The organism is Alphaproteobacteria bacterium, from assembly GCA_018662925.1.
Lineage (GTDB): Bacteria > Pseudomonadota > Alphaproteobacteria > 16-39-46 > JABJFC01 > JABJFC01.
In genome coordinates, this window is sequence record JABJFC010000052.1 from 37,218 (window position 1) to 59,305 (window position 22,088).

Annotated in this window: 24 protein-coding genes; 4 read left to right on the forward strand and 20 right to left on the reverse strand. The window is 44.3% G+C overall.

Going from position 1 to position 22,088, the window contains the following annotated elements:
- The first annotated feature begins 1 nt into the window (after position 1).
- Entirely contained in the window at positions 2-2,098 is a 2,097-nt protein-coding gene (gene ligA, locus HOL16_04050; GenBank protein ID MBT5389867.1) for an NAD-dependent DNA ligase LigA, read from the forward strand.
- Here the strand turns inward: ligA and HOL16_04055 are convergent.
- Positions 2,095-2,328: a hypothetical protein gene (locus HOL16_04055; GenBank protein MBT5389868.1), complete on the reverse strand. Its 234-nt coding sequence runs from the start codon at positions 2,326-2,328 to the stop codon at positions 2,095-2,097. The genes ligA and HOL16_04055 overlap by 4 nt on opposite strands.
- 801 nt (positions 2,329-3,129) lie before the next feature.
- Between HOL16_04055 and HOL16_04060 the strand changes: the two genes are divergently transcribed.
- The gene (locus HOL16_04060; protein ID MBT5389869.1) at positions 3,130-3,321 is read left to right on the forward strand and encodes a hypothetical protein; all 192 of its coding nucleotides are present in this window, start codon (positions 3,130-3,132) and stop codon (positions 3,319-3,321) included.
- Position 3,322: 1 nt separating this feature from the next.
- Here the strand turns inward: HOL16_04060 and aspS are convergent, their stop codons facing one another.
- The 4 genes from aspS to HOL16_04080 form a co-directional block, all read right to left on the reverse strand.
- On the reverse strand, positions 3,323-5,113 hold the full coding sequence (gene aspS / locus HOL16_04065; protein ID MBT5389870.1) for an aspartate--tRNA ligase: 1,791 nt from the start codon (positions 5,111-5,113) through the stop codon (positions 3,323-3,325).
- A gap of 243 nt (positions 5,114-5,356) precedes the next feature.
- Positions 5,357-7,063: an ABC transporter ATP-binding protein gene (locus tag HOL16_04070; protein ID MBT5389871.1), complete on the reverse strand. Its 1,707-nt coding sequence runs from the start codon at positions 7,061-7,063 to the stop codon at positions 5,357-5,359.
- A 109-nt stretch (positions 7,064-7,172) separates the two neighbouring features.
- A complete protein-coding gene (locus tag HOL16_04075; GenBank protein ID MBT5389872.1) occupies positions 7,173-7,595 on the reverse strand; it encodes a hypothetical protein in 423 nt (140 codons plus the stop codon).
- Positions 7,596-7,674: 79 nt separating this feature from the next.
- Positions 7,675-7,845 (reverse strand): hypothetical protein, encoded by a 171-nt coding sequence (locus HOL16_04080; protein MBT5389873.1) that lies wholly within the window; start codon positions 7,843-7,845, stop codon positions 7,675-7,677.
- Between the two features lie 526 nt (positions 7,846-8,371).
- Between HOL16_04080 and HOL16_04085 the strand changes: the two genes are divergently transcribed.
- Complete coding sequence (locus tag HOL16_04085; protein MBT5389874.1) at positions 8,372-9,610, forward strand: hypothetical protein; 1,239 nt, start codon at positions 8,372-8,374, stop codon at positions 9,608-9,610.
- Here the strand turns inward: HOL16_04085 and HOL16_04090 are convergent.
- The 14 genes from HOL16_04090 to HOL16_04155 all read right to left on the reverse strand — a co-directional run bounded on the left by HOL16_04090 (position 9,579) and on the right by HOL16_04155 (position 20,482).
- The gene (locus HOL16_04090) at positions 9,579-10,475 is read right to left on the reverse strand and encodes an HTTM domain-containing protein (protein MBT5389875.1); all 897 of its coding nucleotides are present in this window, start codon (positions 10,473-10,475) and stop codon (positions 9,579-9,581) included. The two genes, HOL16_04085 and HOL16_04090, sit on opposite strands and share 32 nt — an antisense overlap.
- Positions 10,472-11,005, reverse strand: a complete 534-nt coding sequence (locus HOL16_04095) for a hypothetical protein (GenBank protein MBT5389876.1) — start codon at positions 11,003-11,005, stop codon at positions 10,472-10,474. Before HOL16_04095 ends, HOL16_04090 begins: the two co-directional genes overlap by 4 nt.
- A 71-nt stretch (positions 11,006-11,076) precedes the next feature.
- Positions 11,077-11,613, reverse strand: coding sequence for a hypothetical protein (locus HOL16_04100; protein ID MBT5389877.1), 537 nt, complete (start codon positions 11,611-11,613; stop codon positions 11,077-11,079).
- 82 nt (positions 11,614-11,695) lie between these two features.
- The gene (locus HOL16_04105) at positions 11,696-12,004 is read right to left on the reverse strand and encodes a hypothetical protein (protein MBT5389878.1); all 309 of its coding nucleotides are present in this window, start codon (positions 12,002-12,004) and stop codon (positions 11,696-11,698) included.
- A gap of 106 nt (positions 12,005-12,110) precedes the next feature.
- Complete coding sequence (gene nusB / locus HOL16_04110) at positions 12,111-12,578, reverse strand: transcription antitermination factor NusB (protein MBT5389879.1); 468 nt, start codon at positions 12,576-12,578, stop codon at positions 12,111-12,113.
- A gap of 35 nt (positions 12,579-12,613) precedes the next feature.
- Positions 12,614-13,102, reverse strand: a complete 489-nt coding sequence (gene nrdR, locus HOL16_04115) for a transcriptional repressor NrdR (protein MBT5389880.1) — start codon at positions 13,100-13,102, stop codon at positions 12,614-12,616.
- Positions 13,099-14,430: a serine hydroxymethyltransferase gene (locus HOL16_04120; GenBank protein ID MBT5389881.1), complete on the reverse strand. Its 1,332-nt coding sequence runs from the start codon at positions 14,428-14,430 to the stop codon at positions 13,099-13,101. The genes nrdR and HOL16_04120 overlap by 4 nt, the downstream gene beginning before the upstream one ends.
- A gap of 26 nt (positions 14,431-14,456) precedes the next feature.
- Positions 14,457-14,900 (reverse strand): ribose 5-phosphate isomerase B, encoded by a 444-nt coding sequence (gene rpiB, locus HOL16_04125; GenBank protein ID MBT5389882.1) that lies wholly within the window; start codon positions 14,898-14,900, stop codon positions 14,457-14,459.
- Between the two features lie 49 nt (positions 14,901-14,949).
- Positions 14,950-15,948, reverse strand: a complete 999-nt coding sequence (locus HOL16_04130) for a transporter substrate-binding domain-containing protein (GenBank protein ID MBT5389883.1) — start codon at positions 15,946-15,948, stop codon at positions 14,950-14,952.
- A gap of 35 nt (positions 15,949-15,983) precedes the next feature.
- Positions 15,984-16,778, reverse strand: a complete 795-nt coding sequence (locus tag HOL16_04135; GenBank protein MBT5389884.1) for a succinate dehydrogenase iron-sulfur subunit — start codon at positions 16,776-16,778, stop codon at positions 15,984-15,986.
- A 22-nt stretch (positions 16,779-16,800) separates the two neighbouring features.
- Positions 16,801-18,603: a succinate dehydrogenase flavoprotein subunit gene (locus HOL16_04140; GenBank protein ID MBT5389885.1), complete on the reverse strand. Its 1,803-nt coding sequence runs from the start codon at positions 18,601-18,603 to the stop codon at positions 16,801-16,803.
- On the reverse strand, positions 18,600-18,962 hold the full coding sequence (sdhD, locus tag HOL16_04145) for a succinate dehydrogenase, hydrophobic membrane anchor protein (protein MBT5389886.1): 363 nt from the start codon (positions 18,960-18,962) through the stop codon (positions 18,600-18,602). Before sdhD ends, HOL16_04140 begins: the two co-directional genes overlap by 4 nt.
- Before the next feature lie 27 nt (positions 18,963-18,989).
- Positions 18,990-19,385, reverse strand: a complete 396-nt coding sequence (gene sdhC / locus HOL16_04150; protein MBT5389887.1) for a succinate dehydrogenase, cytochrome b556 subunit — start codon at positions 19,383-19,385, stop codon at positions 18,990-18,992.
- A gap of 107 nt (positions 19,386-19,492) precedes the next feature.
- Entirely contained in the window at positions 19,493-20,482 is a 990-nt protein-coding gene (locus HOL16_04155; protein ID MBT5389888.1) for a hypothetical protein, read from the reverse strand.
- Positions 20,483-20,744: 262 nt separating this feature from the next.
- On the opposite strand from HOL16_04155, the gene HOL16_04160 reads away from it, so the two are divergent.
- A complete protein-coding gene (locus tag HOL16_04160; GenBank protein ID MBT5389889.1) occupies positions 20,745-21,395 on the forward strand; it encodes a phospholipid methyltransferase in 651 nt (216 codons plus the stop codon).
- An 11-nt stretch (positions 21,396-21,406) separates the two neighbouring features.
- Here the strand turns inward: HOL16_04160 and HOL16_04165 are convergent, their stop codons facing one another.
- Positions 21,407-21,865, reverse strand: a complete 459-nt coding sequence (locus HOL16_04165; GenBank protein MBT5389890.1) for an RDD family protein — start codon at positions 21,863-21,865, stop codon at positions 21,407-21,409.
- Positions 21,866-22,088: the final 223 nt, after the last annotated feature.

A 22,088-nucleotide genomic window follows, 5' to 3' on the forward strand; every position in this document is an offset into this window, starting at 1 on the left:
CATGCCCCTTTTTGATACACTCCGCGAGATTCAACCCAACCAGCTCACCCAGGAAGAAGCTCGAGAAGAACTCAAGAATCTGTCCCACGAAATCGGCCATCACGACAAACTATATTACGAGCATAGTGCTCCAGAGATTTCCGATGCCGACTACGATGCGCTGCGCCTTCGCAATGGTCAAATCGAAACACTCTTTCCCGATTTGATTCGAAATGACAGCCCCAGTAAAAAAGTGGGCCACATTGCCGCCAAGGGTTTCAAAAAGGTTAAGCACAAGACGGCCATGCTTTCATTAGATAATGCCTTCGAAAAAATAGATATCGAAGACTTTTTTGGCCGGGTGCGTCGCTTTTTGTCTCTCTCTTCCCAGGAACCCATTGATGTGGTTGGCGAGCCAAAAATTGATGGGCTGTCTTCCACGCTCCTTTATGAAAATGGCCAGTTAGTTCTGGGGGCTACAAGAGGAGACGGTCAAGTAGGTGAAGAAATTACAGAAAACCTTAAGGTTGTCTCAGGCGTTCCTCATAAGCTAAAGGCCTCTTCGGTGCCAAAATCCTTGGAAGTGCGGGGCGAAGTCTATATGCGCCACGATGACTTTAATGCCCTGAATAAAAGTCGAGAAGAAACTGGAGGATCGGTGTTTGCCAATCCACGCAATGCGGCCTCGGGGTCTTTGCGACAACTGGATCCCAGCATCACAGCAAAGCGCAAGGTTCATTTCTTTGCCTATGCCTTAGAATGCGATGAGAAGAATTTCAAGAACCACTGGGAGGTGTTGGTGTTTCTAGAAGAATGCGGATTTTCGGTCAATACTCATAAGAAATTGCTGTCGTCTGAAAACGCCATCCTTGAATTTTATGACAAACTCCAGGAAGAGCGCCCTCACCTGCCCTATGATATTGATGGCGCCGTTTACAAAATCAATCGGCTGGACTGGCAACACCGGCTAGGAACAGCGGCCCGCTCTCCTCGTTGGGCCATTGCCCACAAGTTTCCGGCAGAACAGGCTCAAACAGTCCTGGAAGATATTCAGCTTCAAGTGGGGCGCACAGGAGTCCTGACCCCAGTGGCCCATCTAAAGCCCGTTACAGTCGGCGGTGTGGTAGTTTCTCGAGCTACCCTACATAACGAGGAAGAAATCCACCGCAAAGATGTTCGCATTGGAGATACGATTATTGTCCAGCGGGCCGGCGACGTGATTCCCCAAGTAGTTTCTGTCATAACTGAAAAGAGACCCAAAGACAGCCGAGCCTACGATTTTCCCAAAGTTTGTCCAGAATGCGGCAGTCATGCTGTGCGAGAGGAAGGGTTTGCTGCCCATCGTTGCACAGGCGGTCTTATATGCCCTGCCCAAGCCGTGGAGCGCCTCCGCCATTTTGTGTCCCGGGATGCCTTTGACATAGAAGGCCTTGGGGCCAAACACATTATCGCCTTCTGGAAAGAGGGCCTGATCAAAACGCCGGGCGATATATTTCGGCTGGAAGAAAAAAACAAGCAAAGCCTGACACCCCTTCAAAATCGGGAAGGCTGGGGCAAATTATCGGCGCAAAACCTATTTGCCGCCATTCAGGAAAAGCGCAATATTCCCCTCGGTCGTTTTCTCTTTGCCCTGGGTATTCCTGAAATTGGGCAAGTCACTGGCAAAATGTTGGCCCGCCATTACACATCTTATGAAAACTGGCATACGGCCATTTCAGATGCCAAAGACCACGACCACCCCGCCTATGAAGACTTGGTGAGTCTGGACGGCATTGGCCCACGCATGGCAGAGGCGCTTATTGATTTCATGGACGAACCCCATAACCAAGAAATCCTTCAAGATCTGTCATCCCTCCTGGCCATCCAAGATGCGGAGGAACTTCAAACTTCTGACTCACCCCTTTCGGGCAAGTCCATTGTCTTCACAGGCACTCTCACGAAAATGTCCCGCCCCGAAGCCAAGGCCCGTGCCGAATCCCTCGGTGCCAAAGTGGTTGGTTCCGTCTCCAAAAATACCGATTATGTGGTCGTCGGTGCAGACCCCGGTAGCAAAGCCAAAAAGGCCACAGAACTGGGTGTGAGAGTGTTGACAGAAGAAGAATGGCTGGGGTTTGTTTAGTCTCTCCCCAAAACGCGCCTATAGATCCGCCAGTGGATGCCGAAAAAGATGAGACTCAAGAGGATGAAGGGAGAATTGATGAGCATTGTCCGAATGCCTCCCCTGCTTTCTTCAGAAAAGGCCATGGCCCGTGCGCGCAAACGTTTGGCCGTTAGTTGTTCCTGGGAAAGTTGGAGATATTCCTTCGGCAAAACTCTCTCATCCTTAACTGTATGTTTTTTAGAATCCAAAAATGCTTCGTCATCCCTAAAGCTTGAATATTCGTAGGAACTAATCGTATAAGAAGGAAAACTGGCCTCTAGTACACCATAGATAAAAAAGCTTCCAGATATTCAAAGCCCAATCACACATATGGCGCAAACAATGGAAGGATACAGAATCCACAATGCGCCCTTCGTTTCCGTCTTTGGCATTTTCACTCTCCCAATCAATTCAAAGTTGGGGTTATGCTACGCTATATATGATTTAAAGGCAAATTCTTTGCCAATTATGTCGCAAACACATGATATGACCAACTTCGTTAACAAACTGGTTGTCCGATAAGAGGGTTGGCTCGCATATTTAGATTCATTTTGCCGCTGTCAGGGGCAGTTTTGTTAATCCATTGAATTTAAAGGTTACTAGTTTTTAAAATCACGTAAATTTAATATTGGATGTTAAATTTACGTGATTTTTAGATTCGTCTACGCGATGCTTCGACATGATATTTCTGCTTCCTAATCAACGACCGCTGCTCGACTGGATCCCGCGCTCATAAGAAATTCTAAGTCGTGCTTATTGCACTCCAAGAATTCCTAATGGCCGGGAAGACGGTTTGTGGTCAGATGTCTCAGGGTGAAAGACACACAGAGGGTCCGTCATCTCGGAACCTTTAGGCACTCTTGACGAATCGGCGTCTTAAGCCGATGAGTCATAGAGGGGCTTGGTATCGCGAGATCCAGAAAAAAGCTTGCCACAAACGAGGATATAAACTGGATCCCGCGCTCATAAGGAATACTAATTCGTGCTTAATCGCACTCCTAGAATTCCTAATGGCCGGGAAGACGGTTTTGGACCTAATGGCCGGGAAGACGGTTTTGGACCTAATGGTCGGGAAGACGGTTTTGGACCTAATGGTCGGGAAGACGGTTTTGGATCTAATGGCAGGGAAGACGCCGTCGTGTGTGGCCTCAGAACTCCAATCTCTGCTCTCTGAATTCCGATCTCTGATCCCTGATCTCTGAACTAAGCTACTTTTGCCTTTGTCTTCTTTTTCACGGGGCTGATGTGGAGTTCCTTATAGCGATCCTCTGAGATAGACGAAGGAGCCTGCATCAACAAGTCTTGTGCTTGTTGATTCATGGGGAAGGCAATGACTTCGCGGATGTTAGGTTCATCGGCCAGGAGCATCACAATTCGGTCAATACCAGGGGCACAACCACCATGGGGAGGCGCCCCAAACTTGAAGGCATTGAGCATGCCGCCGAATTCTTTTTCCACCACTTCCTTGCCGTATCCCGCGATTCCAAAAGCCTTGTACATTACTTCAGGCAAATGATTTCGAATGGCCCCACTAGAGAGCTCGATGCCATTGCATACAATATCATATTGGAATGCGTTGATAGTCAGAGGATCCTGAGTCTCAAGGGCCTTAAGTCCTCCCTGAGGCATGGAGAATGGATTGTGGCTGAACTCAATCTTGCCAGTGTCCTTGTCTCTCTCAAACATGGGGAAATCAATCACCCAACAAAAACGGAAAACATCCTTTTCCAACAGATCCAAGTCAATTCCTACTTTCTGGCGCACGGTGCCTGCAAACTTTTCAGCATCCTCTTTCTGGTCGCACACAAAGAAGACGGCATCGCCTTTTTTAACGCCTGCTAGTTTCTGGATCTGATCCAAGCGCTTTTCGTCTAATAACTTTGCAATGGGACCTTTAGGGCCTTCCTCGGCAAACACCACATAGCCAAGTCCCGCAGCCCCCTCATCCTGCGCCCAACCATTGAGCTTATCAAAAAAACTTCGGGGACGGCTAGCTGCGCCCGTTCCAGGAATGGCCCGAACAACCGCTCCCTTCTCGATGGCCTTGGCAAAAATAGAAAAACCCGATCCTTTAAAGGCCTCTGTTACATCGCTAATCTCAAGAGGATTTCGCAGGTCAGGCTTATCTGTCCCGTACTTGAGCATGGCTTCTCCGAAGGGAATCTTTGGGAACGGCATAGGAGATACTTTTCGGTCTCCTCCAAATTCCGTAAAGATTCCATGAAGGAGCGGCTCTAGGGCATTAAAGACATCTTCCTGGGTCGCAAATGCCATCTCAAAATCAAGCTGGTAAAATTCACCAGGAGATCGATCGGCACGCGCATCCTCGTCACGAAAGCAGGGCGCAATCTGGAAATAGCGATCAAAGCCAGAAACCATCAAAAGTTGCTTGAACTGTTGAGGCGCCTGAGGCAAGGCGTAGAACTTTCCAGGGTGAATTCGGCTTGGCACCAAATAATCACGAGCACCCTCGGGAGAACTGGCCGTCAGAATCGGTGTCTGAAACTCTACAAACCCCTGCTCGATCATACGGCGGCGGATGCTGGAAATGACTTGGCTTCTGAGCAAAATATTTCGATGCATTTTTTCCCGGCGCAAATCCAAAAAGCGATAGGTAAGTCGTGTATCCTCAGGAAACTCTTGATCACTGTTTACCTGAATGGGCAACATGTCAGCGTGGGAAAGAACTTCCATTTCCTCAATGGCTACTTCTACTTCGCCCGTGGGCAATGTCTTGTTAATGGTATCCTCAGTCCGTGCAACCACTTTGCCCGTGACAGTGATAACCGTTTCGTTGCGAAGCACTTCCACTTTTTTGAACAGGGGATTATCCGAATCAATTACACACTGGGTGATGCCATAATTATCCCGCAGATCAACGAAAAGGAGATTGCCATGGTCCCTCATGCGGTGGATCCACCCTGAAAGCCGAACGGTCTTCCCTTTTTCACTGAGTCGCAAATCTTCGCACGTATGTGTCCGATACGGATGCATAATATTAAATTCCCCTATTTCCATAACAATCTTAACCCTTTGCGGTTACGGGACTTACGCCCATTTGTCAAGTCTATCTGGGAATTCTTAGCAAATGAACACAACGATCTGGCCCTTAATATTCACATGCTTTTTGCCTAAAATCCTACCCTTCCATTCAAAAGTATTTTGCGAATTCTACCCCCTCTCAAAATCGCAGACTCCTTTCCCTGCTCTCTTCTAAAACTAGACGGCCCATTAAAACTAGACAGCCCATGTCGGCATGTAAGCTTGTGGTAAACCACGAAACTCTCGCTTTTCCTCCAATTGGCTTGTCCAAAGCTCATGATAAGCGCCACGCAAGGGTATAAGACTCTCATGATTTCCTTCTTCAACAACACGACCATTTTCCAACACCACAATATGATCCACACTCCGAATGCTCGAGAGTCGATGGGACATAATGATCAATGTTCGTTCTTCCACTCCCTTTAACAGGGGTGCCAATAGGATATTTTCTGTTCTAAGATCCAATCCAGATGTCGCCTCATCGAGAATCAATATGGGCGCCGATCTTAAAAGAGCCCGTGCGATAGCAATTCTTTGCTTTTGTCCCCCGGAAAGTTTCACTCCCCCCTCCCCTATTTCTGTTTCGTACCCGTCAGCCGTTCCCATAATAACATCATGAATCAGCGCACGTTTTGCTGCCTTCACAACCTGATCTTGGGAAGCATCCGGATTCCCCATCAGGATGTTTTCATAAAATGTGCCTCTTAAAAGGGACGAGTCTTGGGGAACGACCGAAATTTTCTGACTCAAAGCTTCCTTGGAAAAAGTCTCAATGGGCCTCCCGTCTATAAGAATTTCTCCTCTTTGCAGTTGATAGAATCTCATTAATAATTTCAGGAGGGTCGATTTCCCAGCGCCACTGTGTCCTACCAAAGCCACGGACTGCCCCGGCATTACTTTAAAACTGACATCCTCCAAGGCCGGCGCATTTCCGGGATATGCATGGGTAACCCCCTTAAAGTAAAGTCCTCTTTGATTAGAAAGCACCGCTTGCATCTCTGTGGGAAAGGTGACTTCTGATTTTACGGAGAATAATTTTTTTAAATGCTCCAAATCCACCACAAAGCGCTTCATTTCCCGATAGGTAAACCCCAGAACTTCTAAGGGACGTACCAATAGAAAAAAGTACATGTTGATAAATATCAAGCTGCCCATACTAATATGGCCCAAGCGATAGTAGTACACGGAGAGAACAAATATACTCCCGATTCCCCCTGAAATTATCACCGCTTGGACAACGCCAAAAATGCTCCGCCTTTCCCAGGTTGAGAGACTCTTTTCCATGGTATCAGTAACGATTTTCTTAAACTTTGAATACTGAAAAGCCTCTGTCCGGAAAAGTCGAATGGATTGATAGCCTAACAATGTATCTACAAAGCTTCCAACGGTTCCTTTTTCAGACATTTGCGCGACTTTTTGTTGTTTATATAGCCACTCTGATCCTACCATTAGGACCAATAGATAGCTTCCAACAGACAGAAAAAATACCGTTAAAAATAGGCCGTCAAAAAAATACAGAATCATCCATCCTAAAAAGAAAAACTCTAAAAACATGGGGAGAATAATCAGAAAAATGCTTAACAAAATTTGTCGACTTGCCGTTAAGGATTTTGACAAAACAGCCCCCATCTCTCCAAGGGATCGATTTTCATGGAATCCAAAATCAAGCCCCATGGTGTGCCTAAAAACCCGTTGCAGAATATTGGATTGAGCCCAGCAATCAATGGCACCACTATACCGCCATCGCAGCTCACTCAAGACACGCAAAAATAATTGAATGCTACAGTAACTAGTCACCAGAATTGTCAGTTGTGAAACCGAACTTCCACTGGATATTTCCTCTACAACATTTTTAAAAATGACCGGAATCGCCATATGCATGCCCGCAATGAGGACCCCCATTATTGATAGATATATAATGGGGCTTTTAAAGTCCTTAAAAGAGGTGCTCTTTTCAGAAATCCAAACAAATTCCTGCCAAAACCAATATAAAACTGACTGCCTAAACATCCTAGGCGGCCTTAGATTTCTGGTATTGTTCCAAGAGTTGCTGAAAATTCTCATAATAACCTGCCAAGTCCTTCATGCTCACTGGCTCTCCAGGCATTCCCGCATAAGGATTGTGATGCAAATAATAACCGAAAACCTTCTTACAAAAATTAACATAGGAAATGGTATCCAACATATGATTGTGCCAAAAGAAATCAATCTCCATATCAAAGCCAATAATGGAAATTCTATCTTGATATGCATACAAGATTGTCATCCAATCTTTATACTTTCTTTCCACACGTCTAAGCGTCGCTTCATCCCAACCGGTTCCAGCCACCTCAACAGGATAACCCATACGTTTACGCAGCTTCGTAAAGTTATATTTTTGAATATATTTGATGATATTATTTGATAGTTTTTTTGGTGCCTCAACTCTATCCATTCCTTTTAATCTCCCAGATTATAAAACCTTCCTGAATTACGAAGTGGAGGTGACTAGCACCTCCACTAGATTACAGTCTCTAAGAAGCAAGACGAGGGGTTGCCGCCTTCGCTCCATATTCAAAGAAACTACCAATTGCTTGACGTTGTATATTTAGAATTCCACAACTGGTGTCTGACCCCAAACAATGTGGGATCACAATCTTCGTTCCTGTTTTTGACATGTAACCATTCCTTGATTCTTTACGCATAATTTACCTCCTATACTTCGGTTAATCCAATTACTGCAAAAAATTAATCAGAAAACATCCCCCCCTTCAACACCCATAAAAATACATTTATACAATCTTGAAATGCGATTATTTTGTTTATTTAGGAAAAACTCACTCTATATAAAAGAGAGATAAATATTATTTTTTTTCAAGGAGTTACGATCAAAGCTTGCAGGAAGAAAAGTTGAGAGCTTGAATAATATTTCTAAAAAACAGCTTACTCTTAAACAAATATTCACCTCTTCCATGCGGTTTTTTTACTCCTCTTCAAACCTATCGAAAACCACCTACATTTTAAAATAAGAATTATCATGCACCCCACTGCTGGAAATCACCCTGCTGTACTAGCCGGATACACGATCAAGGCTTGAAAAATGGAATAGAGTCTCGTAGATTGCGCAAGGTTTGATGCAGCACACCTTTGATATTTGCAAAAACCCGCTTTTAGACGAAACAAGTAGGATTATTTTTTAAACATATCCTTTTAAATTGGAAGAGTAGAACGTTGGTAAATTTATTTTTTGTACTCCTGATGATCTTTGCAAGTTTTAAAACTATGGGAATATATGATGCAAAGTCTGAGAACATAGTGATGAAAGAAAGCGCAACAAATTCTCTAAGTGAGGTCGCAACAGAAAATGAGCCAACAATTTCCGAGACTAGCACCGCAGACATTGCTCAACAAAAGGGAAGACACGCTCCTATTTTTGATCACCCCAATGGACCAAAGTTTGGAAATTACGTTCGAGGATTCGTGCAAAATGGAAGGTATCAACTTAGTACTGCGGGTGCAGCCTCCCAAGCGAAACGCATTTTAACGCAGTTAAATCAGGCTGCACAACAGAATAAAGTTGAGCTGGATAAATTTACAATTTATGGGACGAAGCAAGCTAACGACCCCCATTTACTATTGGCCGATGAGTACCCGAACACAAAAGATAATGAGGGTGCTCTACAAGGCAAAGATATTGTGCAAGTGGTGAATGATTTAAGGCACCAGATTGACCGCTCTAAAAAACCAAAAATATATCTGGAGGCAAATGATACCGTGCAAGGTGCCATAAGTTTCGCCGATAGATTTTTAGACGGAGACACATCGAAGATTGCTATCTTAGACCATGCTGATGCTAATTTAGCTGGCGCTGGCCCCCTTTTTTACGCCGACGCTAGCACGCAAGAGGAGGCCATGCTTCGTCAAACCGATGGATTTATGCGTTTGAATTGGATTCAAGATCGCTATCAAGGAGGCTTTTTTGATCTCCCAGAACTCGGCGTTATATTCTTACGCGATGTAAAACTGCTAGATCCCCGCACAAAGGCCGTAACTGATCGCAAAATCAATATTGTTGCCTCGGCCTTATACGACTACCAAGGTTATGGAAATATTCCATCGGGCTATAATAACTATGTTCATAAAGATATGGCCAAGCGCCTAACGGATCCCGACCATAAAGTAGGAAAGTTTATATCTAGTTTTGCTGAAACCTATCCCCTAGGCTCACAGCAATATATAAAAAATACACGGGCGAAGATCAGAGCTATCCTAGCCTCAACCGCAGACCAAGGCATTCGAAACATCGTCATTGGTGCCATCGGAACAGGAGCCTTTGGAAACCCACAAACCATCGTCGCACAAGCATATAAAGAGGTCCTCTTTGACGAAGGCTTTGCGTCGCTCTTTGATAACATTGTCTTTGTTCAATTTGGCAATGTCAGCCCGGTTTTCGAATCAGCCTTACAATAAACCTCTCGCCTATTCCCACAAGCCAACTTCTTTTGACAAAAGAAAAATGTCCAACAATCATGACGAATGAGAACGCGTAGATTCCCATGAAAAGAGCAATGCCCACATGGAGTAGAATTGCTTCTGCCAGGAAAAAAGGCCGCGTCTTCTTGCCCCAGATAAGGAACACATAGGCCAGTTGCATCACGATTACCCAGTAGGTTAGGAAATTAATGATCCAATAGTTTTCTGCCAACCACCCTATGGGAAGATTCGTATACTGGAAATGGGCCAAAGCGTACCAAAGGGCATCCCCTGACCACCAGACATCGCCTTTTAGCTTTTTGATTGCCGCATAGAAATAACACACGACCATTTGAATCTGAATAAGCCGCAAACATGCCGAATCCCTCCAGGAGGCATCCATTTTCTTTTTGGGCCTCAAACTTAGCCGTTGTCCAATGGGCGCAAAGCACAAAATAAAAAGAAGATTGCACATCAGATTATCCATACCATAAAAGATGCCCGGATTACGCCAAACAAAGCTAACATGGCCCAATAACAACATCCACTTTACGACAGAGGTCCCAATGCCCAAAGTGAACAAAAGACACAAAACCATGAAAGCAAAATGAATCAGGGCAACTTTTGCAGGCGTTGTAAGATAAAATAAAAGGGAATATTTCGTGCTCAGTACATCTAGTGAAACTGTCGATAGAGATACCCAGCCCTGATCGGAATATAATTGGCTCAAATCATCCTGACTATAGCTTCCATACACACATAAAAGAGCTAACCCAAGGCCTATTCGAATAAGCTCTAATATGTAAGGTTCCTCAGCGTGAAACCAAAAGGCCTTCCAATTTTCCCATAAATTTCCACTCATCTGACAACCTCCTCTGTACAGAAAAATGGCCCTAGCGTCTCTGTTTCCCAAGCATCATCATGGTCCAAGTATTTTTCAGAAGTCGGGACACGCTGATAGTCAAACCGTAAACGAATAGAATGGGGCTGCACCTCTTGATGACGGAAACATAAATGTCGGGCAATCCCCGCTTGATACATTTCCGGATTGCGAAAAAGGCGACCAAAGAGATTCATATATCTTAAATATGTTCCCTGCCGTCGGGACATAGACGCCTCAGGGGAAAAGACAGATTGCGTCCCTTCCCGCGTCGTCACCACATAACTAAAATGACTCATATACTGCAACGGCATAGGTGCGAAAAACGCCCAGCCGTTACTCATATGAAGAGCATCCATATACCATGAAACCAGTGGAAAAAGTCGATCCCGCAAAAGCGACTTTGGCGCCGGCCCCATTATCATGGCCGCCGTATGAATACAAAGGGCCACAGACGCGACAACAAGGGCCACGCGCCGCGCACTATTACTCGTCTTAATATAATTTCCCATATCCTTCCTACCTTCCTGAAACTTCGTCAGGAAGGATATAAAGGAAAGTTCAGGAGGGCAAGCGAAATTTATTATTCACTAGAAGAAGACTCAGCCTTACTAGAAGAAGACATAGTCTTACTAACAGAACGCAATTCTTTCATTCTCTCCAAAACCTTGTCCTCGGGGTCCTTAGCTAAGATGTTTTGAACACTTTCAACGGGGGTCGTAGATATGCCTTCCCTTTTCATATCCTTGGCATGCAAACGAAGGAAAGCCAAGAAATAGGAGTTTTTTTCTGAATCTAAAGAAATGCCAAAGAAAGAAGAGCCTTTAAGTTCTGGATCTGCCCCATGAAGAATCGCTCGGGCTTGCAACTGTTGATAGTCTGGGACTCGGGTGGTATGAGTTGTTCCTGCGGTTAAGGGAGGATTTTGGTATAGACCCTCGCTTGGTATAGAATTAAAATCAGCACCCATTTGTGCAAGTAAATCGATTACGGCTAAACGATCTTTCAAGCTGGCAGAAACGTATGGGAACTGAGGATCTAAAGCTACATGTGCTGGAGAAAAATATTGCCTAAAGCCCCAAGCCTCAAATGCCGAATCATTGACATCAAGACCTTCCACTAACAAAAGTTTTTGAAGTAATGTAACGTCAGCAAAATTTACTGCCAGAGCCAGCGGGTTAGTTAGTTAGTTAGTTAGTTAGTTAGTTAGTTACTTCCTTTTCGTCACTAGCCAAATACATCATTTTGGTATCTATTTCACCCACTGTCTGAATGCTTTCTAAAGTTGCAATATTTATAAGTCGCTTAGCTGTCCAGAGTTTGCGTTCAGACTTATCTAATGCTTCTCCCATTTTCTGCATGAACGGCTTATATATGTTCACATGCCTTTTATCATCTACTTGTCCCACGTCCCGTAGACATTCACCATCTGTTGAAGCTCTCAACTCAAAAGCGCCAAACATCACACACACCAACACGGCAGACAAAGTCGTCCTAAATAATATATTCATGGTAACCTTCCTTATTTCAACTCTCAATCAATTCGAAAAATTTAGTACTGCCCATCTCGTAGCAACAGTATCCTATTTTGGCAAGAGAAATTTATGATATACAAACCTAAAAATCTTTAGAACGAACCTGCTTAGCCACTTGGTCAAGGACGCCATTTACAAAGGCAGGCTCTTTGTTTGAGTAAAAGGAATGGGTCACATCCAGGTACTCGGAAATAACCACTTTGATAGGCGCTTCATGATGGAATAGTAACTCGTATGCACCTGCCTGCAATATGGCCCTGAGCACCGGATCTAATCTGTTAAGAGGCCAATCGGCAGGCAATGCCGCCACAAGAATTTTATCCAATTTTTGCGCGTGTTTATGAGTCCCCGATGCCACCTGCATGAAAAGTTTAATTTCCATTTCCTCCAAAAGAGGGTTGTCTGGCGCCAACTCCAGAGGCTTTCTTTGAAACGAACGCATCACGTCCACAAGCTCTTCATGTGTCTGTGACACTTGATACAAAGCTTGGACAGCGGCCAAACGTGCGAGCGTTTTTTTTCTTATTTGAGGTTTCTTTTTATCTGTCATATTAAAATTAGATCTATCTATATCCAAATTAGATGTTAAGAAGCGTTGCGCTTAGACCGTTTTGCCGGTTTATCCGCCTCGTCGAGTGCACCAATAAACTTTTCAAAATCCTTCACTTCTTCAAAGTTACGATAAACCGAGGCAAACCGCACGTACGATACGGTATCCAAAGTTTCTAGAGACTCCATAACATGTTCACCGATCACTTGGGAAGGGATCTCTGACTCTCCCAAGCTTTCCAAGCGTCGCACCACGCTATTAATAATCCTTTCCAGCTTGTCTTGGTCCACTGGCCTCTTCTTTGTGGCCACATAGATAGAACGGGCCAACTTGTCGCGATCAAAGGAGACCTTTGCGCCGTTGCTCTTCAGAACAGTTAACTCACACAACTGAACGCGCTCAAAGGTTGTAAAGCGGGAATTGCAATCATTGCAGAATCTCCGCCGCCGGATGGATATCCCATCTTCCGTGGGGCGAGAATCTTTCACCTGTGTATCAATAAAACCACAAAAGGGACACTTCATTTTGAGGTTCCCCCCTTGCCTTGGAAATCATATATAGGATAAGCCCCACACAAAGCTTGTACTTCTTTTCGGATGGGAACAATCACGTCCTCTATTGCCTCAGGATTATCCTTGTACGCGTGAATGAGAGTCCCAATCCACTCACCAACTTGTCTAAATTCATCTTCACCAAATCCACGGGTTGTTCCGGCAGGTGTCCCCAAGCGAATGCCCGAGGTAATAGTGGGCGGCTGTTCATCCATTGGCACTGAATTTTTGTTACAGGTGAGAAAAGCGCGCTCTAAAATAGCCTCCGCATCTTTTCCGGTCACGCCTTTGTTATGGAGATCGACCAAGAGAAGATGTGTATCCGTTCCCCCGGAGACTAAGTTAAAGCCCTGCTGCAATAGTGACTCTGACAGGGCCTTGGCATTTTTAATAATCTGCTGAACATAAATCTTAAAGTTAGGCTGAAGTGCCTCTTTAAAGGCAACGGCTTTCGCCGCAATAATATGCATAAGCGGCCCTCCCTGGAGTCCCGGGAATACGGCCGAGTTAATTTTCTTACCAATTTCGTCATCAACGGAGAGAATCATTCCGCCCCGAGGGCCCCGCATGGTCTTATGGGTAGTCGTGGTTACCATATGAGCATAAGGCAATGGGTTTGGAGATACTCCCCCGGCAACAAGACCTGCAAAGTGAGCCATGTCTACCATAAGATAAGCGCCTACTTTATCGGCAACCTCTCGAAATTTTTTGAAATCAATATTGCGGGGATAGGCCGAACCTCCAGCAATGATAAGTTTGGGCTTTTCCTTGAGCGCCCTCTCTTCCAACTGAGCATAGTCTATACGACCCGTTGATTTCTCAAGGCCATAGGCAACAATGTTAAACCATTTTCCAGAAAGATTGACGCGAGATCCATGGGTTAAGTGACCTCCTGCATCCAGACTCATGCCTAAGATTGTATCTCCTGGTTTTAAGAAGGCTAAGAGAACAGCCTGGTTTGCCTGGGATCCAGAATGGGGTTGAACATTCACGTAGGAACAATTGAACAAAGCACGCGCGCGTTCAATGGCAAGAGATTCGGCGGCATCCACAAATTCACAGCCTCCGTAATACCGACGACCAGGGTAGCCTTCTGCATATTTATTGGTCAGCACAGATCCTTGTGCCTCCAAAACGGCCCGAGACACAATATTCTCAGACGCGATGAGCTCAATTTGATTCTGTTCCCGAGACAATTCTTTCTCTATGGCCGAAAAAATCTCTGGATCAAATTGGGAAAGTTCTTCATGAAACAAATCAAAATCCTTATTTTTACGAGGTCGTGCTGTAACACGCGACATAAAGTAATCCTTTCAAAAATATCTACTTACAAAATCGTTAACTTCTCGATACGGCTTTGGTGACGTTCTCCTTCAAATGGCGTTTCTAAAAATGTAGTAATACAATCTTTTGCAACTTCTTCTCCAATTATCCGGGCCCCCAACGTTAAAATATTGGCATCATTGTGGGAACGGCTTAATCTGGCTGCCGTACAACTCTGACACATGGCTGCCCGAATGCTTGCGTGGCGATTGGCAGCAATGCTCATCCCAATCCCAGTTCCGCACACCAATATGCCTCTTGTAACGGTACCATTCGTAATCAACTCAGATACTTTATGAGCATAGTCGGGGTAATCAACCGAGGTCGATCCATTTTTCGTCCCACAATCGGTCACAGAGTATCCATTTGCGATCAAATCCTTTAACAACTTTTCCTTTAGCTCAAATCCTGCATGATCCGAACCAATAGCAATCTTATGTCGCTCCATGGTCAAAAACTCCTATACCTATGAAAGTGGAAACTAGCAAATTAATAGCTTACTGAAAAGGCCTTGCGTAAATAAGTCCTCCATCGGACGACAGTTTATTTGGCCCCCTTTTAAGTCCATATTTTTCAAAGGGTCCAAAATTTCTTGTATATATATCCTTATAATTCCCAACAGAGTGCACCACTTTTTCAGCCCATTCGGGCTTAAGCCCAAGTTTGCTGCCTGCATGTCGAGCGTTTTTAAAAAACCGCCTCATTGAAAGGGACGGGTTTTGAGACACTTGCCTAAAATTTTGCTGGGACAACCCTTTTTGTTCCGCACGAATAAGGACGTTTAGAGTCCAGCTCACAATCTTTTCAAGCTCTGGATCCCCTTCTTGAAAGGAAGGCGCAAAAGGGGCATGAGTCAATAGTTCTGGCAACAAAACACTTTCACTTGCAAGTTTCTCGTCCAAACTTGCAATAAACGAGACTAAAACAGCACGGTTGAGTGTCAGCACATCGCAGGCTCCATTCAAATAATTGCGGGTCAAGTCATTCAACGAATTGCTCACGACTGCCTTATAAATATGATTCCTTCCCGCAAAAAAATCTTTTACGCGTTCCTTCATGCCAGGTTCATTTGGGATACAAACTTTTACTCCATCCAAAGCACTTGCCGCCCGAACACCTAAACTCTTTTTAGCCAGAAAACCCTGTCCATCGAATAAAATAGCAGGGGCAAAGGCAACATTGTGATCAACAGCAGCCGAAAAAGTGCTTCCTGTCACAGATGCTAAAAGATCCACCTCTCCATTTTCGAGGGTTTCGTATTGGGTATCTGGATCTACCTCCACAAACTGCACCCGCTCCTTGTCACCGAACAAAGAGGTTGCAACGGCGCGACATATATCAGCATCAAAACCTTTCCAACTCTTATCTTTACCGGTTTCGGCAAATCCTTTTGCTTTCAGACTTATGCCGCAGATTAAAGTGCCTCTTTTTTTTATATTATCCAGCAACTTTCCTGCTTCGGCACTAGAAGTATACCCTATGCAAAACACAGTCATGCACACTAGAGACTTAAAAATAATTTGATTCAGTTTCATTCTGATTTATCCATCATTTTTTTCTTAATATTGCCAATAGCCTTTGCCGGATTCAAGTTCTTAGGGCAGGCCTTTGTACAATTCATGATTGTATGACAACGGTAGAGTTTAAAAGCATCATCTAATGCTTCCAAACGCTCATTGGTATGGTCATCGCGTGAATCTTCAATCCATCGATTTGCCTGCAAAAGCGTCGCTGGACCCAAATAGCGATCTCCATTCCACCAATAGCTGGGACAACTGGTTGTGCAACAAAAGCATAGAATGCATTCCCAAAGCCCATCCAATTTAGCACGTTCCTCGGGAGTCTGTAGTCGTTCACGTTCCCCCGGTGCGGGCGTATCAGCTTTCAACCAAGGCTGGACCGAAGCGTACTGATCAACGGCTTGACTTAGATCAGGAACCAAATCCTTAACCACATGCATATGGGGTAACGGAAGCACCATAATATCTTTTTTGGAATCATCCATTTCTTTTGTACAGGCCAGAGTATTTGTGCCATCTATATTCATGGCACAACTGCCGCAAACCCCTTCCCGGCAAGAACGTCGAAACGTTAAGGAAGGATCAATCTCATCCTTAATTTTAAGGAGTGCATCTAGCACTTTGGTTCCGCAAGCATCCTTACTGATTTCAAAAACATCTAGGCGCGGATTTTCCTCTGTATCTGGGTCATATCGATACACATGAAGCCGCCAAATGTCTTTCTCGTGTGCCTCCTCGGCGCCCTTTAATTTGTGAATCTTTCCCGGTTTCACTTTTGAATTTTTCGGGAGTGTAAACTCAACCATTTAAAGCCTCTTTTTTCCCCGTTTAATAAACCCGCTTTTTTGGTGGAACAACATCAACGTCGTCAGTCAGTGTGTATAAATGAACCGGTCTATACTGTATTTTGACATCAAAATCACCTTTATGCCAGGCATAAGTATGTTTCATCCAATCCTTATCATCCCGGTCGGGATAATCATCACGGGCGTGGGCCCCTCGGCTTTCTGTGCGATTGAGAGCAGATGCAATTGTAACGATGGCTTGTTCCATCAAATTTTGAAGCTCTAAGCCTTCCACAAGATCCGTATTCCAAATGAGGGAATGGTCGCTTAACCCGATCTCTTTCAATTCTTGCTGGACATGTTGTAGCTTCTTTAGACCCTCTGCAAGATGTTCTTGGGTTCTAAAAACCCCACAATAATTCTGCATGACTGTTTGCATATCAATGCGAACCTCCCCGACATTTCGCTTTCCCTTTTGGTGGCGCAACTCGTCGAAGCGGGCCAAAACTTTGCCACTTATACTGTCTTTTAGGGGCTTATGGGTCATACCAGGCTTGATCAATTCCGCTGCTCTTTGGGCTGCTGATCGACCAAATACGACCAAGTCTAAGAGGGAATTTGTGCCCAAACGATTGGCACCATGTACTGAAACACAGGCCCCCTCTCCTATGGCCATTAAGCCCGGAACAACTCCTTCAGGATTATCCCCTTTTGGGCAAACAACCTCTGCATGATGATTAGTGGGAACACCGCCCATATTGTAGTGAACCGTTGGCACAACAGGAATTGGTTCTTTCGTTGCATCAACGCCTGCAAAAATTCTCGCTGTCTCCGTAATGCCCGGCAAGCGCTCATGAATCACTTTTGGATCCAAATGTTCCATATGGAGATAAACATGATCTTTTTTAGGCCCTACTCCGCGTCCTTCCTTAATTTCAATGGTAACCGCACGACTAACCACATCCCGCGAGGCCAAATCTTTCGCAGTGGGAGCATATTTTTCCATAAACTTCTCCCCTTTGGAATTTGTTAGGTAACCTCCCTCGCCCCGCGCCCCTTCAGACATTAAACAGCCTGCGCCATAAATGCCGGTCGGATGAAATTGTACGAACTCCATATCTTGAAGTGGCAAGCCTGCCCTTAAGGCCATGGCATTTCCATCTCCGGTACAGGTATGGGCAGAAGTACAAGAAAGAAAAGTCCGCCCATAGCCCCCAGTTGCTAAGACAACAATGTGGGCTCTAAATCGATGAATAGATCCATCTTCCAAGCACCAGGCTATCACGCCTCGACAAGTGCCATCATCATCCATCAAAAGGTCTAAGACAAAGTACTCGATAAAAAACTGGGTCTCATGCTTTAGACTTTGCTGATAAAGAGTATGGAGTATGGCATGCCCTGTCCTGTCAGCCGCAGCACACGCACGCTTTGCCATTTTCTTACCATAATCAATGGTGTGCCCCCCAAAGGCCCGTTGATAAATTTTGCCCTCCTCATTGCGAGAAAAGGGAACGCCATAGTGCTCCAACTCTACGACTGCAGGAATAGCATTTCGGCACATATACTCGATGGCATCTTGATCCCCTAGCCAATCGGATCCTTTAACCGTGTCATACATGTGAAAGCGCCAATTATCCTCACCCATATTCCCAAGGGAGGCACTGATACCTCCTTGGGCCGCGACTGTGTGACTTCGTGTTGGGAAAACCTTGCTGATGCACGCCGTGGAAAGTCCTGCAGCACTCATGCCTAAAGCCGCACGCAGTCCGGCGCCGCCAGCCCCTACTACAACCACATCAAACTCATGATCAACGATTTTGTATGCCTTACCTTCAGTCTTCTTCATTGCGTTAGTGCTATCCTTATAAGAGAAACTGCTGCTAGAACTAAAAGTCCCCACAAGCTAATTTTTACCATTAACAAGAGCCCCTTCTTTAAACGGGACCCATGGATATAATCCTCAATAATTTCCTGCAATCCCATTTGCGTATGGGCTACAGCTACGATCAAAAACAATAAAAGCCCGAGGGCAACCAAAGTAGTAGAGGACCAAGAGATAAAATCTTGATACGAGTCCTGCCCATGGAAAAAGAGGGAGACAAAGAACCAAAGGCTCAGAGGAATCAATACAAAAGCGGTTATTCTCTGCCACAGCCAGTGCTTTGACGCGGCAGGCCCTAGATTTCTAGTTATCTTCTTATTCATTCGAGGTACTGCTCCTTTCTTCGGGGATTATCCACCCCACTCTGGTAAGAACCAAACGACGCAAGTAAATACCACAGTCCCGAAAACAACAATCCATCCAGTCATGTAGACCGCTGAGAGCTCGAATCCCTTCCCCATGTCCCAACAAAGATGGCGAATGCCGTTTAAAAGATGATAGAAATAGGAAAGAGTCATGGCAAAAAGCAGCAGAATGCCAAGCCAAGATGTTAAAAAATATTGAACATACTGAAACGCCTCTTCGCCCATGGCTGCCCCCGCAAAAAGAACGACAACGCCCACAAGCCCTAAGGATATAAACATCCCTGTCATGCGATGCAAAATAGAAAGAACAGACGTCAACTGAGGCTTATAGATGAAAAGATGTGGCGAGAGGGGTCTGTTTGCAACTTTTTCTGGAGCCATCCTGTAAATCCCTTTTTTTGATATTAAACCCCAAATTCCTTTGAAATTCAAACACCAATTGCAAGAGACCACCAATATCTCGGGAAAACTTTAGATTGCTTATAAGCTCAGCTCTGCCCTTTTGGCTTTTGCGCAAAAATTGAACGTATATTTGTTCTTCCGTTCCAGGAGTTTTTAGAAAGATCGACAAAGTTGATCGCTGTGAATCCAATTGCTTCTAGTTGCTTACGTAATTCTGTTTCTGCTTGATCTTTTAGGTTGTCGCTTATTTCATTTTTTGATTGGGAAGCATACACTTTTGCTCGCTCTTCCATTTTGCAAGCGTTCTGATTTACTTCTAATTCCAATTCTTTTGTCCCATACAACATGGCACTAAATTCTGGATCTTTCATGATTCCAGCGATAAGTTCTTCTTGGGATTTACCGAAATATTTCTCCCCACTTTCCATGATGAGGGCATGCTTTTTTCGTTTTAAATCTTCTTTTAGCGTATTAACTTTTTCATTAAGCTCTTCCCCTCGTTTTCTGATTGCAGACAATTCTTCTTTACCCCTATATACCCCTTCGTACCAAAATGGATTAATCAGATTATCCGCCAAAGCAAAGGTGGAATTTATGGAACACGATGTTTGAAAATCTGCTTGAAACAGTCCCCCTGGCTGTAGGGTTGCAAAAGCATTTTTAAAACAATTTTCATGGGCTAGAACCCTTGGCGGAAGCATTTCCAAGTAAACCGCTTTAAATCTCGCCTTTAACAAAGGGGAAATAGCTGTTGTCCAGTCCGAGACAATCATAGGATTTATGGAAGCATCTTCTGCGAGGGTTATGGCATCGGAATGCGAATGCTTTCCCTCTTCATGACCCCCCTCTAAGTTTCTCCAGGCGTTAATATATTCTTGTTCACCTGGCGTAGTTTTATCATCCTCTTTCCAATTAAAAGGCTTTTTCCCACAGCCAACAACCAGCTTGTTGATTGATTTGTTCTCTTCTAAAATTGTGCTTAAATCAACTTCGCTCGTGGGCCCCGCACTGGCTTGACTCAAGTCAAAATAGGAAACAATGAGGAAAAGTAGGTAAAAGCCTTTAAATAATCGCATTGCTGCCTCCAAGAATAATTCAGTAAAAACACCCTAAAAAATATATTTAATTCCTATGGGGTAAGTTTATATAAATAAAATATATAAACGTCAAGAAAAAATACCGTTACCCCAGAGTGGGCTTAAATATTACATAAAAAGAATGACTTCGGGATCACTTCACAAAAATCTTTACACAAATCGATTTAAAACCAGAAAGAGAATTGATCTTTGAAATTAATATCTCTATATTCCCATGAAAATAACGTTTAGGTGCTTTTTGATGAAGAAATTTAAATCTCTCATTCCCGTTAATGAGAATAAGAAAAAGAAGAAGGGATTTTCTAGACGGTTTCCGCGCAAAGCAATCATAAGCTCAACGGAACATTTCATATTTCTAAAACGCTGGTTTAAGAACCCTCGCCAAATAGGAGCGATTGCCCCAAGCTCTAGAAAACTGGGTGCCTTAATCGGCCAGCATGCCTCGGTAGACGAACATAAGTACGTTGTTGAGTTGGGAGGCGGCACAGGAAAGCTAACTGAAGCTTTATTGAAAGCGGGCGTCCCTGCAGATAGGCTGTATGTTATTGAGTTGGACAAAAAACTGGTCGGCTATCTTAACAAAAGATTTCCACAGATTAATGTCGTGCATGGAAGTGCTTGTGACCTCCATGAAATCTTACCAAATGAGGTCACTGGAAACATATCGTGTATCGTTTCTGGTCTACCGATGCGGAATATGAAGAGCTCCATCAGGAATGCCATTGTGCAATCCAGTTTAAAGGTTATGGATCTAAACGGTAAGTTTTTACAGTATACTTATACGCCTATCTCACCCATTCCGGCCGAAAAATTTGGTCTAAAAAAACGGCGGGTCGGTAGGATTCTTGGAAACCTACCCCCCGCCGCCGTTTGGTGTTACGAACGTTTATAGAGTCGTTCGAATTACTTTACAGCACTGTCACGAACGACAAGCGTGCCTGCAATGTAGTCATGAAGAGCTTGCTTCCTTGGTGTGAAGGCGATCATCAAATATCCGAGCATAGCAATTGCACCAGATATAATTGACGCAAAGTAACGACCCGTTGCGCGTCCAAAGCTAATGCCCTCACCATCATAGCCTGTCACTTTCATACGAAGCGCCATCATTCCTGGACTTGATTGGAATTTAGAGCTTATGAAGCAGGAATAATACAACCAATGTGCCAGTATAGCGCACATAGTTGGAATCCATATTGCAGGGTCGGAGTAGACAACTGAAAGTGCCTGTCCGGATTTATATGCAGCGATGTGAATCCCTAGCGGCACACCCGTCACGATATGGATCAGTCCTGCAACTAAGTATAAAATCAATCCATCTACGATCGCGGCGACTGCTCGGCGCCAAAAACCTCCATAGATCATGCTCTTTATCCTTTCTGATTTTTTTCCTACCTATCTATGCAAAAAATGTCATACAAAACACTTTTCTTATTAATATTATTATATAAAGAGCAAATTGCAAAATTAGGTGAGTGAGTTAATTTTTGTTGTCTTTAAGAAGCGACAAACCAGACAAAAATACCAGGTCCTCCTGTTATTGGGGTTTAATAAGGAAAGATAAAAAGCCAAACTAATCTCAACAACA